The organism is Lipingzhangella halophila (assembly GCF_014203805.1).
GTDB lineage: Bacteria > Actinomycetota > Actinomycetes > Streptosporangiales > Streptosporangiaceae > Lipingzhangella > Lipingzhangella halophila.
In genome coordinates this window covers 1,952,358-1,969,367 of sequence record NZ_JACHJT010000001.1, presented here as the reverse complement: position 1 = coordinate 1,969,367, position 17,010 = coordinate 1,952,358, and the positions used below count along the sequence as shown (strand labels likewise).

At 70.6% G+C, this 17,010-nt stretch carries 17 protein-coding genes; 9 read left to right on the top strand and 8 right to left on the bottom strand.

Annotated elements, in window-relative coordinates:
• Positions 1–50 precede the first annotated feature (50 nt).
• Positions 51–755 (top strand): hypothetical protein, encoded by a 705-nt coding sequence (locus F4561_RS08900; protein ID WP_184576559.1) that lies wholly within the window; start codon positions 51–53, stop codon positions 753–755.
• An 83-nt stretch (positions 756–838) separates the two neighbouring features.
• Here the strand turns inward: F4561_RS08900 and F4561_RS08895 are convergent, their stop codons facing one another.
• Positions 839–1,312: a DUF6194 family protein gene (locus tag F4561_RS08895; protein ID WP_221445413.1), complete on the bottom strand. Its 474-nt coding sequence runs from the start codon at positions 1,310–1,312 to the stop codon at positions 839–841.
• A 543-nt stretch (positions 1,313–1,855) separates the two neighbouring features.
• On the bottom strand, positions 1,856–2,839 hold the full coding sequence (locus F4561_RS08890; RefSeq protein WP_246437168.1) for a helix-turn-helix transcriptional regulator: 984 nt from the start codon (positions 2,837–2,839) through the stop codon (positions 1,856–1,858).
• Here F4561_RS08890 and F4561_RS08885 point away from each other — a divergent pair.
• The gene (locus F4561_RS08885) at positions 2,838–3,593 is read left to right on the top strand and encodes an SDR family oxidoreductase (RefSeq protein ID WP_184576557.1); all 756 of its coding nucleotides are present in this window, start codon (positions 2,838–2,840) and stop codon (positions 3,591–3,593) included. The two genes, F4561_RS08890 and F4561_RS08885, sit on opposite strands and share 2 nt — an antisense overlap.
• Positions 3,594–3,689: 96 nt before the next feature.
• On the opposite strand, the gene F4561_RS08880 is transcribed toward F4561_RS08885, so the two are convergent.
• The 4 genes from F4561_RS08880 to hisD are packed head-to-tail and all read right to left on the bottom strand — an operon-like array spanning position 3,690 to position 6,898.
• The gene (locus tag F4561_RS08880; protein ID WP_184576555.1) at positions 3,690–3,848 is read right to left on the bottom strand and encodes a CG2302 family histidine operon protein; all 159 of its coding nucleotides are present in this window, start codon (positions 3,846–3,848) and stop codon (positions 3,690–3,692) included.
• A gap of 1 nt (position 3,849) precedes the next feature.
• Positions 3,850–4,443 (bottom strand): imidazoleglycerol-phosphate dehydratase HisB, encoded by a 594-nt coding sequence (hisB, locus tag F4561_RS08875; protein WP_184576553.1) that lies wholly within the window; start codon positions 4,441–4,443, stop codon positions 3,850–3,852.
• Between the two features lie 38 nt (positions 4,444–4,481).
• Entirely contained in the window at positions 4,482–5,579 is a 1,098-nt protein-coding gene (locus tag F4561_RS08870; RefSeq protein WP_184576551.1) for a histidinol-phosphate transaminase, read from the bottom strand.
• Positions 5,576–6,898: a histidinol dehydrogenase gene (gene hisD / locus F4561_RS08865; protein ID WP_184576549.1), complete on the bottom strand. Its 1,323-nt coding sequence runs from the start codon at positions 6,896–6,898 to the stop codon at positions 5,576–5,578. Before hisD ends, F4561_RS08870 begins: the two co-directional genes overlap by 4 nt.
• 255 nt (positions 6,899–7,153) lie before the next feature.
• Here hisD and F4561_RS08860 point away from each other — a divergent pair, with 255 nt between their 5' ends.
• Both F4561_RS08860 and F4561_RS08855 read left to right on the top strand, forming a co-directional pair.
• Positions 7,154–7,714: a ferritin gene (locus tag F4561_RS08860; protein WP_184576547.1), complete on the top strand. Its 561-nt coding sequence runs from the start codon at positions 7,154–7,156 to the stop codon at positions 7,712–7,714.
• 88 nt (positions 7,715–7,802) lie between these two features.
• Entirely contained in the window at positions 7,803–8,480 is a 678-nt protein-coding gene (locus F4561_RS08855; RefSeq protein WP_184576545.1) for an LON peptidase substrate-binding domain-containing protein, read from the top strand.
• Positions 8,481–8,506: 26 nt separating this feature from the next.
• On the opposite strand, the gene F4561_RS08850 is transcribed toward F4561_RS08855, so the two are convergent.
• Positions 8,507–9,106 (bottom strand): hypothetical protein, encoded by a 600-nt coding sequence (locus F4561_RS08850; protein WP_184576543.1) that lies wholly within the window; start codon positions 9,104–9,106, stop codon positions 8,507–8,509.
• Between the two features lie 320 nt (positions 9,107–9,426).
• Between F4561_RS08850 and F4561_RS08845 the strand changes: the two genes are divergently transcribed.
• Complete coding sequence (locus F4561_RS08845) at positions 9,427–10,668, top strand: endonuclease/exonuclease/phosphatase family protein (RefSeq protein ID WP_184576541.1); 1,242 nt, start codon at positions 9,427–9,429, stop codon at positions 10,666–10,668.
• Positions 10,669–10,718: 50 nt separating this feature from the next.
• Here the strand turns inward: F4561_RS08845 and F4561_RS08840 are convergent, their stop codons facing one another.
• Entirely contained in the window at positions 10,719–11,942 is a 1,224-nt protein-coding gene (locus tag F4561_RS08840) for an FAD-dependent oxidoreductase (protein WP_184576539.1), read from the bottom strand.
• Between the two features lie 92 nt (positions 11,943–12,034).
• Here F4561_RS08840 and F4561_RS08835 point away from each other — a divergent pair, with 92 nt between their 5' ends.
• The 4 genes from F4561_RS08835 (at position 12,035) to F4561_RS08820 (ending at position 16,952) form a co-directional block, all read left to right on the top strand.
• Positions 12,035–12,667, top strand: coding sequence for a PadR family transcriptional regulator (locus F4561_RS08835; protein ID WP_184576537.1), 633 nt, complete (start codon positions 12,035–12,037; stop codon positions 12,665–12,667).
• Between the two features lie 140 nt (positions 12,668–12,807).
• Complete coding sequence (gene ligD / locus F4561_RS08830) at positions 12,808–13,740, top strand: non-homologous end-joining DNA ligase (protein WP_184576535.1); 933 nt, start codon at positions 12,808–12,810, stop codon at positions 13,738–13,740.
• A 227-nt stretch (positions 13,741–13,967) separates the two neighbouring features.
• Positions 13,968–15,803 (top strand): VMAP-C domain-containing protein, encoded by a 1,836-nt coding sequence (locus tag F4561_RS08825; RefSeq protein WP_184576533.1) that lies wholly within the window; start codon positions 13,968–13,970, stop codon positions 15,801–15,803.
• Between the two features lie 12 nt (positions 15,804–15,815).
• Positions 15,816–16,952, top strand: a complete 1,137-nt coding sequence (locus F4561_RS08820; protein ID WP_184576531.1) for an AAA family ATPase — start codon at positions 15,816–15,818, stop codon at positions 16,950–16,952.
• Positions 16,953–17,010 lie beyond the last annotated feature (58 nt).

The following is a 17,010-nucleotide window of genomic DNA, read 5'->3' as shown; positions in this document are numbered from 1 at the left end:
TTGTGCCGCGGCCCAGTGCGGCCAGCAAGGACCGGTGAAGGGAACCGACGGTGGACCAACTGCCAGCACCCGATAAGCGCGGCCAGCACTGGCCGGCCGCGGACGCGGCGTTTCTGAACCTTGGGCGCAGCGGGCTGGGGTGCTCGCTTGCGGCCATCGGGTTCTTGCTGTTCTTCACCGCGTGCGCGGCCGCTGGCGCCATCTGGCCGGAACAGGTGCTCACCAACGGCGGGGCCGGCGCGGAGCGGACCATCGCCACAGTGGTCGCCACAGGTCTCGGTGCGCTGAGCGTGCTGATGCTGCTCATGTTCGTCCCAACCCTGCGCACCCACGGGCTGGCCGTTGACCGGTGGGGACTGTGGTTCGTCACCAAGAAGCGGGCCGAGCTTGTCTCCTGGGACCAGGTTCGGGCGATCGGCGGGAGCTGGAAGGAGCGGAGGCGCCCCTACCAGGCCAGCCTGGGCGCGAAGCTCGGCCAGGCGCTGGCGCGTCGGCTCACCACCGAGGACGGGCGGGAGCAGTTCGCCATCGAGGTGTTCCTGCACGACCCCGGTTCGGTCTCCGGGCAGCGGCCCTTCGACCACCACCAGCGCCTCACCCGGGACGAGGATGCTCCCGTGCCGGGTCTGCCCAACTCCCGCCTGCGGTTCGTGGTCCGCGGCTCCAGTGACTACCGCGAGATGGCGGAGCGCCTGCACCAGTGGGCACCGCATCTGTGGGTGGGCGAGTACCAGCGCCACGCCGTCGCGTTCTAGCGCCTGCCCGTCTCGGCTCCCCTTGTGGCCGCCCTCACCGGTGCCTCCTGTGCGGCACCTGCGAGGGCGGCTTTGCCCAGGGGTCAGGACGCCGCACGCCGCGCCCGGTTGTTCGCGTGCTTGCGCGCCACGAACCGGTGCGCCTCGTCGAGCATGCGCCGCACCTCGCCGGTGGTCTCCGGGCCCGGCGAGACCACGCACACCCAGTGCTGGGAGGCGTAGTGCGGGTGGGGCAGTACCCGGTCGCGCACCGCGTAGTCGTAACCGGTCTCCAGAACCCCGTGCTCGTCCCGGACCGCGGGCGCGGGGCCGAAGCGCGCGGTGTAGGCGCCCTTGGGCAGGCCGATGTTGACCCGGTAGGCGCCCGGGTGGTCGAGATCGGAGACGGTGTCATTGCTGTCGCTGGTCACCACGGTGGCGATGGCGAACGAGAACAGGCGCTCGCTGGGGAGGTCCCCTTCCGGGTCGTAGAACAGGAACGTGTCTCCGGAGCTCTCGACAACCCGGACACCGTCGAAGGTCTCGGTGATGTAGTGCGTCATAGCGGTGGCGTCCACGGGGGCTCCTCGAATCCGACTGGCAACGTCCCTTTTATTTTCCCATTGGATTTCCCTATGAGACTTTGATCGGGAAGCATGCCAATAGAATCGGGTAATAGCCGGAAAACCTTCAAAGCGCAGTTGAGGGTCGGTGCCCGGCGGCACCGGCAGCGCCCGTTGGTCCCGAGAACCCCGCTCCAGGTAAGGGCACGATCACCCGGTGCGGGTGCCCGGTGGTGACGCGGCCAACGGGGCGACGAAGGCCCGCCGGCCCCGCGGGACTAGCCCCTTTGAGGACGCCAGTGCTCCCGCCCGACGGTGGGCCGCATCAAGGGTGACCGAGGGGACATTCTCGGCGACGGGCATGTCCGCACGGTCAGGTTCGGTGTGGCGTGAGCACGCCGAGAACGCCCGCCCCCACCCTGTTGGGAGCGCCACCACCCACCCACCGCACCGGCACGCGCCCACCCCGGGCCATGCGCCGCCTTCGCCGCCCACGTCGCGCGCCCCACCATCGGGCACCCGCACCGATGACCGCGACCGGGAACGACATCCGCAAGATCACCGAGAGTACGCGCCGAAATCCAGCGCCAGGCTGCGGAACGTCTCCTGGGTTGACGACCCCGGCTCCGCGCAGTAGACGATCAACCGCTGGTCGGAGTCCTGGACGTGCAGCACCTGGCACTCGAACTCCAGCGGCCCGGTCCGCGGGTCGTGCACCCGCTTGACGATCCCGCGCCGCACCTCGACGTCGTGCTCGGCCCACAGCGCGGCGAACCGCGGCGAGGTGCCCAGGAGCTCGGTGACCAGGTTCGCGATGCCGGGATCCCCCGGGTAGCGCGCGTAGGCCGCGCGCAGGTCCGCGACCGAGGTGCGGGCGAAGTGCAGGCTATCGGGGGCGTCCCAGGACGCGTCGTCCTCCGGCCGGCGGAACATCCACCGGATCACGTTCCGCTCGTCCGCCGGACGCGCGGCGTAGTCGCCAATGAAGAACGTGGCCAACACGTTCGCGGCGAGAATGTCGTACTTGGCGTCGAGGACGTAGGCGGGGGTCTCGGGCATGCTGTCGATCAGGGTCCGGATGGCGGTGGGGACCTCGCGGTTCGGCCCGGCTACGGGTTCGGGTGGTTCGCCGGCGACGCGGAACAGGTACTCGCGTTCGTCGGTGGTCAGCATCAGGGCCCGCGCGAGCGCCGCGAGGATCTGCCGCGATGGGCGCGGGCCGCGCCCCTGTTCGAGCCGGATGTAGTAGTCGACGCTCATCCCGGCGAGCTGCGCGACCTCCTGGCGGCGCAGGCCGGGCGTACGCCGGCGGTTACCGTCCGAGAGCCCGACGTCAGCAGGGCGCAACCGGTCGCGCCTGCTCCGCAGGAACGCCGCCAGGTCGGCACGGTCGAGCATCGGCTTCCCATCTCGATCGGTCTGCGCTTGTCCTCCAGTGTGCCCGGCCGCGCCGCCGAGTGCGGGGCCCAGGGTGGTACCGCCGATCCCAGCCTCGGCCGACCTCTCCCGATCTGCGGCGGTCGGCGGCAGGGTGGTGGCCATGACAACGATTGCTCTGATCACGGGAGCCAACAAAGGAATCGGGTTCGAGACGGCGCGGCTGCTCGGCGCGGGCGGCACCACCGTCCTGGTGGGGGCGCGCGACGAGGAGCAGGGGCGCCGGGCCGAGCGTGCGCTCGGCGGGCAGGGCGCCGACGCCCGTTTCGTCCAACTCGACGTCACCGACGAGAAGTCGGTGGGCCGCGCGGCCGAGTGGGTCCGGACCGAGTTCGGCCACCTGGACATCCTGGTGAACAACGCGGGCATCGCGCGTGCCGACGAGGACTGGTCGGCGAGCGCGTCCACGCTGGAGACCATGCGCGCGGTCTACGAGACGAACGTCTTCGGCGTGGTCGCCGTCATCAACGCGATGCTGCCGCTGCTGCGCGCGGCGCCGGCCGCCCGGATCGTCAACGTTTCCAGCGAGGTCGGCTCCATCGGCTCGCTTACCGACCCGGAGAACCCGATGTCGCGGTTGCCGAGCTCGCTGCCGTACCCCTCCTCCAAAACCGCGCTCAACATGATCACGGCGCAGTACGCCAGGGAGCTGCGGGACACCCCGATCAAGGTCAACGCGGCCAACCCCGGCTACTGCGCCACGGACCTCAACGGGCACAGCGGAGTGCGCACGGCCGAGCAGGGCGCCGGGGTCAGCGTCCACCTTGCCACGCTGGGCGAGGACGGCCCCAGCGGACAACTGTGGGGCCACCTGGCCGCCTCCGATGTCACCGACGCCGAGGGGGCGCTCCCCTGGTAGCGGCCGGGTGCCCTCGCCCCGGGGGCGGGGGCGCCCCGCAGTGGTTCCCGGTGTGCCCCGGCGGCCCTGGGCCGCGCCATGCGGGCTCAGGCGGGCTCACACGTAGCCGAACCGCAGCACTCCCGAGGCCACAGCGAGCACCGCGCAGGCGGCGAGCAACACGGCGATGGCCTTGTTGGCCCGCCACATGGCGTAGGTACCGCCGGCGAGCAGCCCGCCGAGCCCTATGAGCAGCACCGCCCACAGGCCGTCCATGTCAGAGGGCTCCCTTGGTGGAGGGGACTCCCGTCACGCGCGGGTCGCTTTCGCAGGCGAACCGGAGCGCCCGGGCGAACGCCTTGAACTGGCACTCGACGATGTGGTGCGCGTTGCGCCCGTAGGGCACGCGGATGTGCAGCGCCACACCGGCCTGCGCGACGAACGACTCGAAGATGTGCCGGGTCATCGTGGTGTCGTAGTCGCGCCCGATGACCGGCGCCATCCCCTCGGGTTCGGAGTGCACCAGGTAGGGACGGCCCGACACGTCCACCGTGACCTCGGCGAGAGACTCGTCCAGCGGAACCTTGGCGTCGGCGAACCGCCGGATGCCCGCCTTGTCGCCCAGTGCCTCCTTGAACGCGCCGCCCAGCGCCAGGGCCGTGTCCTCCATCGTGTGGTGCGAGTCGATGTGCAGGTCGCCCTCGGTGCGCACGGTGAGGTCGAACAGGCCGTGTCTGGCGAGCTGGTCGAGCATGTGGTCGTAGAAGCCGACACCGGTGGAGATGTCGGCGACCCCGGTGCCGTCGAGGTCGATCTCGACGGAGACCTTGGTCTCCTTGGTGGTGCGTTCGACACGGCCGATGCGGGTCATGGGGTCTGGGTTCTCCTGGTGTCCGTGGCGGGAAAGAGCTACGCGCTGAGGTGGCCCGGAGCCACCTGGAGCAACGCCTCGCGAAACGCGGTCATTTCCTCCGGGGTGCCGATGGTGACCCGCAGCCAGCCGGGCGGCCCCACCTCGCGGATGAGCACCCCGCGGTCGAGCATCGCCCGCCAGGCAGCCGAGCGGTCGGCGAACTCACCGAACAGCACGAAGTTGGCGTCGGAGTCGGCGACGGAGAACCCGTGGGCGCGCAACCACTCCACCACGGAGTCGCGCTCCTCGCGGAGCCGCTTGACCGCGCCGAGCAGCTCGTCGGCGAAGTCCAACGCGGTGGTGGCGACGGCCTGGCTGACCGCGGAGAGGTGGTAGGGCAGCCGGACCAGTTGCAGCGCCTGGACGACCGCCGGGTGCGCCGCGAGGTAGCCCAGCCGCGCGCCCGCCATGGCGAACGCCTTGGACATCGTGCGCGAGACGATGAGGCGCGGATGGTCGGCGAGCAGGGTGAGCGCGCTGGGGGTGCCTTCGCGGCGGAACTCGGCGTAGGCCTCGTCCACCACGACCACGCCGGGCGCGACCCGCAGCACGCTCTCGATGACCTCCAGCGGCAATGCCGTGCCCGTGGGGTTGTTCGGCGAGGTCAGAAAGACGATGTCGGGCTGGTGCTCGGCGATCGCGCGGGTGGCCGCCGCGACGCCGATCGAGAAGTCGGCCGCGCGCGGTTCGGAGAGCCAGGCGGTGTTGGTGGCCCGGGTGATGATCGGGTGCATCGAGTAGGAAGGCTCGAACCCCATGGCCGTGCGTCCCGGCCCCCCGAAGACCTGCAGGATCTGCTGCAGCACCTCGTTGGATCCGTTGGCCGCCCACACCTGGTCGGCATCGAGGCCGTGCCCGAGGTAGCCCGCCAGGGCCGCGCGCAGGCGGGTGGCGTCGCGGTCGGGGTAGCGGTTCAACCCCGTGGCGACCGCGCTCACCTCGCGGGCCAGCGCCTCGGCGAGGCGGTCCGACGGCGGGTAAGGGTTCTCGTTGGTGTTCAGCGCTACCTGGACGTCGAGCTGCGGCGCACCGTAGGGGCTACTGCCACGCAGGTCGTCGCGGATTGGCAGGTCGTCTAGGCCGAACTCGGTCACTGCGCCCCCTGTTCGCCGGCGGAACCGCTGCGGCCCACCCGAGCGGTGATGGCCTCGCCGTGCGCGGGCAGGTCCTCGGCCTCGGCGAGGACCTGCACGTGGTGGGCGACCTCGGAAAGGGCGGTGCGGTCGTAGTCGACGACGTGCACGCCCCGCAGGAAGCTCAGCACGCTCAGACCGGACGAGTGGCAGGCGCAGCCGCCGGTGGGCAGGACGTGGTTGGATCCGGCGCAGTAGTCACCCAGCGAGACCGGGGAATACTCGCCGACGAAGATCGCCCCGGCGTTGCGCACCCGCGCGGCGACGGCCCGCGCGTCGGCCGTCATGACCTCCAGGTGCTCGGCGGCGTACGCGTCGACCACGGTGAGCCCGTGCATGAGGCTGTCGACCAGCACGATTCCCGACTGCTGGCCGCCGAGGGCCTCGGCGACGCGCTCGCTGTGCTTGGTGCCGGGGACCCGGTGGGCCAGCTCGGCCTCGACCTCCGTGGCGAGCTGGGGTGACGGGGTCACCAGCACGGACGCGGCGATGACGTCGTGCTCGGCCTGACTGATCAGGTCGGCGGCGACATAGCCGGGATCAGCGGTCTCGTCGGCCAGGATCGCGATCTCGGTGGGGCCGGCCTCGGCGTCGATCCCGACGACACCCTTGAGTAGCCGCTTGGCCGCGGCCACCCAGACGTTGCCCGGCCCGGTGACCATGTCAGTGCGGGCGCACTCGCCCGCGCCGTAGGCGAACATCGCGATCGCCTGCGCGCCCCCGACCGCGTAGACCTCCTCGACGTCGAGCAGCGCGCAGGCCGCCAGGACGGTCGGGTGCGGCAGCCCGCCATACTCGGCCTGCGGCGGGGATGCCACCGCCAGCGATCCGACGCCCGCCTCCTGGGCAGGAACGACGTTCATCACCACACTCGACGGGTACACGGCGCGTCCGCCCGGGACGTAGAGGCCCACCCGGCCAACGGGGACCCAGCGCTCGGTGACGGTCCCGCCGGGAGCGACCCGGGTCTTGGTCTCGGGCCGGCGCTGGTCGCGATGGACCGTGCGGGCGCGCTGAATCGACTCGTGCAGAGCGGCGCGCACGGAACGGTCCAGGCTGGCGAGCGCGGAGTCGAGGGCCTCGCGGGGCACCCGGATCGAGTCGGGCCGCACACCGTCGAAGCGCTCGGCGAGCTCCAGCAGCGCCTCGACGCCTCTGTGGCGGACGTCGGCACAGATCGGCCGGACCTGCTCGACGACGGAAGCGACGTCGGTCTCGGCGCGCGGCAGCAGGTCGCGCGGGTCGCCTGAGGTACCTCGAAGGTCGATTCGGGAGATCACGGCCCCATTCTAGGGGGGACGCGGCGTCCCGCGCGGTAGCTGCGGGCTCACCCAGGCGCGCCCCCCGCGTGAGGCGCGCCACCCCGGCAGGGAGCACGCGGACATTTAGGCAAGGCTCACCACAAAACGAGAAGAATAAGCACTCCCTAACTTTGGGACACCTAACCTAATTCAAATAAACAAAGGCTCACCTAAGTGATGGGGGTGACGTTTTTTGGAATGGCGAATTGTTTCGGATTGCGTTATTGTGGAGCCATGACTTCGACAGCAAAGACCACCGAGCACGGGCTATCCAAGTTCCATCGTCTCCTGGTCGACCAGGTACGACACGAGTTCACTGCCGCACAGCAGTACATCGCGCTCGCGGCGTGGTTCGACGATCGCGACCTTCCGCAACTGGCCCGGGTCTTCTACCGGCAGTCACTGGAGGAACGCGATCACGCGATGATGATCGTGCGCTTCCTACTCGACAGCGACGTGCCGGTGACGATTCCCCAGACCGACGAAATCAAGAACGATTTCGCCGAACCCCGCGACCTCGTGGCACTCGCCCTGCGCCAGGAGCGCGAGGTGACCGAGCAGTTCCACCTGCTGGCCAAGGCGGCCCGCGAGGAAGCCGACTACACCGGTGAACAGTTCCTCCAGTGGTTCCTGAAGGAGCAGACGGAGGAGGTCGCGAAGATGTCGACGCTGCTGGCGGTGGTCGACCGCAGCGACGGCAACTTCTTCGACGTGGAGACCTTCGTCGCCCGCGACATGCCCGACGAGTCCGGCGACCCCACCGCCCCGGAGACCGCCGGGCCCTCGGTCAGCTGAGCCGCGCGCGGCGTGCTCTGACAGCGCCGCGTCCGGCCTCCCGTGCGTCGCCGGCGAGGCCGGGCCCGGTGTTGGGCATACTTGTGCAATGCCCCACCGGCTACCGCTCTTCCCGCTGGGGAGCGTACTGTTCCCCGGCCTGACGATGCCTCTGCACGTGTTCGAGGACCGGTACCGGCACCTGGTGGCCGACCTCGTGGCGCTTCCGGCCGACGCGCCGCGCCGGTTCGGCATCGTCGGTATCGAGCTCGGCCACGAGGTCGGTGAGCTCTCCGCCCGGCAGTTGTACGAGACAGGCTGCGCCGTCGACGTGCGTAGTGTCCGCGAGCACGACGACGGTCGCTATGACCTGGTAGTCGAAGGCGGATCGCGGTTCCGGATCGACCATGTTCTCGACCCCGACGACGAGCACCCCTATCTCCGGGCCGACACCACGCCCATGCCCGACGATCTCGGTCCCGACGCCGATGCCCGCGCCGAACGTGTCGGGCGGCTGTTCGGTGTCTACTGCGACCGGCTGAACGGGATCGGGGTGCCCGCCGAGCCACCCGGCGATTTCCCCGCGGCGCCCCTCCCCCTGTCCTACGCTGTCTCCGCTGCGATGGTCCTCGACCAGCACGAGAAGCAGAAGCTGCTGGAGGCCGAGCACGCGGCGGCCCGGCTGGACCTCGCCGGCGCGCTGCTCAGGCGGGAGAACCGGATCCTCGCCGAGCTCGCTACGTTGCCCGCCGGGCAGTTTCTGCACCGGAACGTGAATATGAACTGATCCGGTGGTGCCGGACGCCGCACGGCTCAGGCGACTGTCTGGCCGGAGTCGGACTCCTGGCCGCCGTCGTCCTGCGGGTCCTCGCTCTCAACAGCATCGCCGCGGAAACGGTGCGGCAGGTCCGAGCGCCACATGCTGACCGCGTCGAACAGGCCGTACTGCATCACCCCCGCGAAGGGCCACACCAGGAGAATGCCGAGCGTCCGCAGCCGCAGGCCCGCCTCGATCCGGTCGCCCTGTTCGGCCGCGGCGAGAGCCTGCGCGAAACCGCGGGAGTCCAGCCCCACTCCGACCTGCCAGGCGAGCAGGGACCCCGCGATGGCGCCGGCAACCAGGCCGAGGAGGCACACCATCCGGAAGTCGGTCCCGCGGGATACGGGCAGCCGGTACTGGACCAGGTACGCGCCGTACCCGGAGGCCACGCCGGCGCACAACGCGATGATGGCGAAATACCCCTCGGAGGCGAACATGGCCTCCGATACCGGCAGCGGGACGGTCTCGCTGGCGCCGACGACGGTCACCTCGGGCCGGGGGGCGATCAGCCACCACAGCAGCCCCAGCGGTATCCCCAGCGCCGCGACACTGCCCAGGACCGCCGCACCTACGGCGAGCTGTCGCCGGACCATAGCGATGATGCACCCCCTACTACCGATCGTCCGCGCGGACCGCCACCGCACTGCCCATGCCAGGATCGGCCCGCAGGACGACCGTCATTCCCATGAATCTATCGTGCGTACACCGCTTTGCTCGCCGGAGCGGTCGGCGGATGGTCGCTCGGCGGCAGTTCCGCACGGACCGGGAGCGGCCCGCGGCTCAACCAGGCATCACCGGTAGTGCACCGCGCATTCACCACACGGGTGTCCGGGCGGCGACGGGAGCGGGCACACTCGGATGCCATCCGCACACCCCGCGGATCGCCACCGCCCGCACCGAGGAAAGGCCACGCATGCGTCCCCAACGCCGCTTCCCGGGAATCCCCGCTACCCTGGCCGCGGCCGCCCTCGTCACCGCCTCCGCCTGGACCCCCGCCGCGGCGGCCGAGGCCACCGGCGACGAGCGCGCGGGAACCCGGTTCGCCACGTTCAACGCGTCGCTGCACCGCTCGGCCGAAGGGGAGCTGGTCGAGGACCTCAAGACACCCGACGACCCGCAGGCGCGGGCGGCGGCCGAGGTAATCCAGCGTCAGCGGCCCGACGTGCTGCTGGTCAACGAGTTCGACTACGACAGCGAAGGGCGCGCCGTCGAGCTGTTCCAGCGCAACTACCTCTCGGCCGGGCAGAACGGCGCCGATCCCATCGAGTACCCCTACACCTACACCGCACCGAGCAACACCGGTGTGGCCTCGGGGACGGACCTGAACAACGATGGCGCGGCCGCCACCGAGCCGGGCGAGCCCGGATACGCCGAGGATGCCCTGGGCTTCGGCGAGTACCCCGGGCAGTACGGGATGGCGGTCCTGTCCAAGCACCCCATTGACACCAGCGGTGCCCGGACGTTCCAGACGTTCAGGTGGGCCGACATGCCCGGCGCCCGGCTGCCGACCGACCCCGACACAGGAGAGAGCTTCTACTCCGACGAGGCGCTGGAGGTGCTGCGGCTCTCCTCGAAGAGCCACTGGGACCTGCCGGTGCGGGTCGGTCGCGGCAGGGCTGTGCACTTCCTGGTCTCGCACCCCACACCGCCAAGCTTCGACGGGCCGGAGAAGCGCAACGTCGCCCGCAACCACGACGAGATCCGGTTCTGGGCCGACTACGTCACGCCGGGCAAGGCCGGCTACGTCTACGACGATGACGGCACCCGCGGCGGGCTGCCGCCCGGCGCGCCGTTCGTCATAGCGGGCGACCTCAACACCGATCCCGAGGACGGCGACGGCGACCCCGACGCCATTCCGCGCCTGCTGAACGCCCCTCGGGTCAACGGCACGGTCCGGCCGGACAGCGAGGGCGGCACGCAGGCGGCCCAGCGCCAAGGGGGCGCCAACAACGACCACACCGGCGACCCGGCGCACGACACCGCGGACTTCGCCGACGACCCGGGGCCCGGGAACCTGCGGGTCGACTACGTGTTGCCCTCTCGCGGCCTGCCGCCGCGCGACACGGGTGTCTTCTGGCCGCTCGCAGAGGACCCCGCGGCCGAGGTCGTCCGCGCGGCCTCCGACCACCGCCTGGTCTGGCTGGACCTTCGCTGACTCCGGTGGCCGCGCACCGCGGCCACCGGACCGCTGCCGGGCGCTCCCGCCTACCGTTGGTTGCCTTCGGACGTTGCGGCCCGGGACTCGAAGTCCACGCGGTAGTCGTGGATCCAGGCGTGCGAGCCGAAGCGCGCGGCCAGCTCGAAGACCACGCGCATGGTCAGGTCGCGCAGCAGCAGCGCCGCCGGGTTCGCCGAACCGGCCTTCTGCGCGCCGCGTCTGCGGCCTTCGGCCACGATGCGTTCCACCCGGTCGCGCCGCTCCTGCTCATAGGCGGCCAGTGCCTCGGGAACGGTGCGGATGTCGCGCAGGCATCGCGCCAGTACCAGCGCGTCCTCGGCCGCCAGGGAAGCGCCCTGGCCGCTGGCCGGGGACACCGCATGGGCGGCGTCGCCGATCAGGGCGGCCCGCCCCCGATGCCAGTGAGGCAGCGACGCCAGGTCGTAGATGCCCAGCGGCCGGAAAGCGGCGGGGTCGCAGGCCCGCATGATCCGGGTGATGTCGGGCAGGTCGCCGCGGAAGAGTTCCAGCGCGTACTCTTTCCAGACGTCGTCGCCGTGCGCCGCGATCTCCTCCCGGGTCAGTCTGCTGTGGCCGAGATTGCCGAACCAGTAAGTCTCGCCCGAGGGCGCGGTCTGGTATCCGAAGAACCCGCGCTTGCCGAACACCATTCGCGTGGTGGCATCCGGCGTGGGCTGCGCGTCGACCGCCGGGCTGTACCCGCCGATTCCCAGGAGTCCGACATAGGAAGGGCTCGGCCCCTCGGGGCCCAGGGTGCGCCGCACCGCCGAGTGGATCCCGTCGGCGCCGACCAGAACGGCGCCTTCGGCGGTGGACCCGTCGGTGAACTCCGCGACGACGCCGGAGCCGCTTTCGGTGTAATGGGCCAGGCGCTTGCCGTATTCGATGCGTATGCCCTGGTCGACGGCACTGTCCGCTACCGCGCGCTGCAGGGCGGCGCGGTTGATGGTCACACCCCGCAGCTCGGCCGGCAGGTGGTCCTCCCCGCCGAGCAGACCGAGGCGGCGGCCGGACCCGTTGACGAACTCGATACGCGTGGTGGGGAAGCTGGCCGCCGCCCGGACCCGCTCCAGCATGCCCACTGTGCGCAACGCGGCCAGGCCGTTGGGGGCCAGGGCGAGGAAGGCACCGAGTCCCTCCCCGGGGCCGGAGTGCGCCTCGTAGACGACGGGTTCCAGTCCCGCCCGTTTCAGGGCCGCCGCCGCGATCGGCCCGCCGACTCCTCCTCCGACGATGAGCGCTCTTGTCATCGTTCACTCCTCACTGAAGAACATATTATGAATATACATATTATGACCAATCATGGGAAGTGGTTTCATGGGCGCGGAAGGGAGGTGGCCCGGTGACCGGTCGCACGCAGCGGCGTTCGCCGCTGGCGGTGCAGCTACTGCTGCTGCTGGAGGAGGAACCGATGCACGCCTACCGCATGCAGGGCATGATCAAGGAGCGCCGCAAGGACCGCATCGTCAACATCGCCCAGCGCAACAGCGTCTACCAGACTCTGGACCGGCTGCTGCGCGCGGAGCTGATCACCGTGCACGACACCGAGCGCACGCCGAGCCGGCCGGAGCGCACGGTCTACCGGATCACCGATGCGGGGCGCGACACGCTCTACACGTGGCTGCATACGATGCTCGCCACGCCCGCCAGGGAGTTCCCCGAGTTTCCGGTCGCCCTGGCCGCACTACCGGCCCTCACCCCCGACCTGGCCGTCGAGCTGCTGGAAGCCCGGGTCCAGGCGCTGCACGACCGCCTGGACGAGGCTGCCGCCGAAGCCGCCGAAGCCGAACGCATGGGGCTGCCGCGGCTGTTCTTCCTGGAGGAGGAGTACCGCCGCGCGGTCACCGAGGCCGAGCTGCGCTGGGTCGAGGGTCTACTGGACGACCTGCGCGCGGGCCGCCTCACGTGGGACCGGGAATGGTTGGAGCAGGTCTCCGCCCGCCTCAACGGCCTCGAGGCGCCCAACGACGTGTGAAGCCCTCGGCACCGGCTCCGGTTCAACGGCGCCCGTCCGGGTTAGCCGTGCCATTACGGGATGCGGATACCAGCACACCGCGACGAGTCCCGCCGCGTGCGCCCGGCAGGCACCGGATACGCGCGGCGGGTGGGGGCCGTATGGGGACCACCACCAGGGATCAGCGAACCGGGGAGCACACGCGGGGCCGTTCCGAGCCGAGCAACCCCGGCAAGGAGCTGTTCGGCGCGGGCGGCGTCACCAAGGGCGAGCTCGCCGAGCACTACCAGCGGGTCGCTCCGGCGATCCTGCCGCACATCCGCCAGCGGCCACTGGCGCTGCACCGTTTCCCGGACGGTATCGACCCCGAGTCCGGCACCGAGGGGTTCTTCCAGAAGCAGCGTCCCGATCACGCGCCGGACTGGGTGCGCGGGGTGCGTGTGGAGCGCCGCCAGGGCGGTGCGATCACCATGGTGCGCTGCGATGACGCTTCCACCCTGGGGTGGCTCGCGGACCAGGCCGTGATCACCCTGCACCCGTGGCCGAGCCGCGCGGCGGACCTGGACCGGCCCGACCGGGTGATCTTCGACCTGGACCCCCCGGACGATAACTTCGCCGAGGTCCGGTGGGCCGCTCTGGCCGTCCGAGAGGTCCTGGACGAGATACGGCTCGCGTCCTATGTCATGACCACGGGGTCGCGCGGGCTGCACGTCGTCGTGCCGATCCGGGTGGAACTGGACTTCGACGGCGTGCGGGAACTGGCCCGGAACGTCGCCGACCGGACCGCGGAGCGGTACCCGGAACGGCTCACCACCGAGGTACGAAAGGAGAAGCGGGGCGGCCGGCTGTTCGTCGACATCCTGCGCAACGCCTACGGCCAGCACGCTGTCGCGCCGTTCGCGGTCCGGCCCCTTCCGGGCGCGCCCGTTGCGATGCCGGTTCGGTGGGAAGAGTTGGAGCGGATTCGGTCGGCCCAGGCGTGGTCGGTCCGGGACCTGGGTGGGCGTCCGGACGACGATCCGTGGCGGGGCATGGCCCGGCACGCCCGGTCCCCCGGCAAGGCCGCCCGCCGGCTCGAACGTGTGACCCGCTGAGAGCGACCGGGCTGCGCGCTCGCGCATCCGTTGCCGGCGGCGCGCACGCGGGTGTCTAGGCTGGCGCTCCAAGCATTGTGGCCGCCGTGGCCCACCCTGAGACGACGGAGCCACACACGTCGAATGATTCACCGCGTTGGCGGGAAAATATGGAGCCAGCCGAATCCCACCCCTTCCAGATGACCGTTCCACGCCCCCGAACAACCGAAGAAAGCGACCGCGCCCCAGTGGCATCTCCTTCGCCCGCTCTCCCGCCCACGTGGCAGGTCCGGATCACGGCGCCTGACGGCTCCGTGGCCGGCGGTGGTGTCCTCATCCCTGGAAACCAGGTCCTGACCTGCGTACATGTCGTCAACACGGCGCTGCGCCGGGACCGCGGCTCCCACCCTCCGGAGCCGGAGGACATGGTGTACGTGGATCTCCCGCACCATGTGCGGCACCAGCGCAGAGGCGCCCGGGTGATCGAGGCGACCTGGAACGCCGAGCGCGACACCACTCTGCTGCGGCTCGACGCCGGCCCGCAGTACGCGCCGGCGCGGCTCAGCTCCCGGACGCCGGAGATCATCGCGTCGCGCCAGCCCTACCCGGTGCGCGTCCAGGGGTACCCGAGAAGCAACACCGACGGACTCTCGGTGGCCGCCTGGGTGATCGGCCCCGGTGGGAACCTGCCGCAGCGCGCGCAGGTCGACATCGACCCGCGGCACCCCGTGCGCTTCGAACCGGGCTTCAGCGGATGCGGAGTGCTGGACACCCGCGACGGGTCGGTGATCGGCATTCTCACCAGCATGCTGGAGGACACCTCGGACAGCAGCGGGCAGCTCTCCGGCCGCATCGGGCTGATGGAACCGGTCGAGATGGTCGAGCCGCTCAGCGCGCACACGACCGATACCGAGCTGGAAGAGGTGCGCCGGGTCCTCAGCGACATGCTGTTCGAGGCGGCGTGGGAGGCCTTTGGGGCCGCCACGCGGCACCGCCCCACCGAACGCGTCGAGTTCGGCTCCGCGTGGGAGGCGTTCGCCTACCTGCGGGACCTGACCCCGCGCCCGGACGGGCTCCCGTGCGAGATCGTCTTCATCGAGGAGATCGCGCGCAAAGAGGTGGTGTCTCCGCGAGCGTTGCGCGCGTACAGCGACAGCCGGCACCCCTCGGAGGTCCCGCGGCAGCCCTTGGCACGGCTCCGGGAGGCCGGCGCGCCCGAGAGCCCGGAGACCGCCGCCCTCGTCGTTTCCGCCGAACCGGTCCCCGGGGACCCGGATGCCCCGGAGGGCTACCTGGTCTCGCACTGGTTGCGCGAGGGGCACGGAACCACCAAGGGCACCCCGTTCCGGACGTCCGAGAACGGACTGCGCGACGCCGTGCTGCGGCTGATCGACCAGTCCGAGGAACGGTTGCACGCGCGGGAGTCGGCGGCCGACCTGCGCCTGGAGTTCATCCTGCCATTTCCGTTGCTGGCGCGGCCGGTGGCGCAGTGGCGCCTTTCGGCTCCCATGTCCGGTGAGGGGGAACGGGTCGGCGCTTCGTACGAGATCGTGTTGCACGCTCACGAGCGCCTCAACGAGCCCGGCTGGGAAAGAGCACGCCGGAAAATCCAGCACCGCTGGCGGGAACTGACCGAAAACGGCGAAGGCCGCCTTTACCTGGTGCCTCCCGGGCCGGCGGCGGAGGCGGGGACGCTCCTCCGGGACCACCTGGCGGGACCGGGGATCGTGCTCTGCGTACTTGGCGCCGCGGCGGAGCTGGACGACGGGACACCGCAGCTCGCCGCCGCTCTCCAAGCAGGCCTGCCGGGTATCGCGTGGCTGCACGGCGGCGACCGCAGCCAGACGCGCAGATTCCACGAATGGATATCGGGAATTGCCCGTAGCGGGGATAGGATCTGCTTCGAGGACATGGCGTCCCTGCCGCGCCTGTTGCGTGAGTGGCGCACGCAAAACGGACAAACGGCCAGTGAAGGGTACGACCCGTACGACATTATCGTTCTTCTCGATAACATGGACCAGATACGCGACCTCCACCAAGTCGGAATTCTCACGTCGCCCAAGAAGACAGACTCCTATGACTAGGAATTTCTTCCGATGACCGCGTCCGCCGCCTCTCCAGCACCCGACCCCGGGCGGTCCGGTGCCGCCGGCGACACCGGCAACGGCGGGCCCACGCCACCATGGTGGATCTATCGCGGCACTGGAAGCCCCAGCCCTTACCTGGCCTCGTTGCAGGAGCGCCTGCCCGCCCCACCCCCATGGCGGACCTTTGACGGCGGGCCCGACCAGCCCGACCCGCCATCCGACGACCACGAGTCGGCTCGCGTCCTCGGCGCGGCGACCGACACCGCGTCCCGCCCGCTGACCGAGCACGAGACAAACGTGGTCGACGCGGTCAACACGGCGCTCCTGCTGCGCCGTCCGCTACTCGTCACCGGCGATCCCGGAGTCGGCAAGTCCGCCCTGGCCCACCGCGTGTCCCGCGAGCTGGGACTCGGCCGGGTCCTCCACTGGTCCATCACCAGCCGCAGCGACCTCCGCTCGGGCCTGTACGAATACGACCCGATCGCCCGTATCCACGACATCTCGGCCGACGCGGCAGCGTCGAGCGCGGGCGAGCGCGTCGAGCGGCCCATCGGCGACTACCTGCGCCTGGGCCCGCTGGGTACCGCGTTGCTCCCGCACAGGCTGCCCCGGGTACTACTCATCGACGAGTTCGACAAGAGCGATATCGACCTGGCCGACGACCTGCTGGACGTCCTGGAGAACGCGAGCTACCGGATCCCCGAGCTCGCCCGGGTGCGCTCGGCGCAACCCGAGGTCACCGTTCCCACCGACGACCCCGGCCACACGGCCACGGTGCGCGAAGGACAGGTCCGCTGCCACGAGTTCCCGTTCATCGTCATCACCAGCAACGGTGAGCGCCCGTTCCCGCCCGCGTTCCGGCGGCGCTGCCTGCCCATCCGCCTGGAGCGCCCAACCGCCGAGCAGCTCGCGGACATCGTCAGCGCGCACTTCATCGGCCGCGACCGGGACCGGGACCGGGAGCTCATCACCCAGTTCCTGTCCCGCCGCGACGAGCTGAACGGGCTCTCCATCGACCAGCTACTGAACTCGGTCCATCTCGCTAGTTCCGAGGTACACGCCCATGCCGCATCCTTGGGACCGGACGCGTGGAACCGGATACTGGACCTTGTCTGGCAGCGCCTGACGGAAGCGGGCCACGAGTGACCGAAGCCTGGGGTCACGATCGGTCAGAAGCCGCGGGGACGGCAGGGCCGTCCCCGGG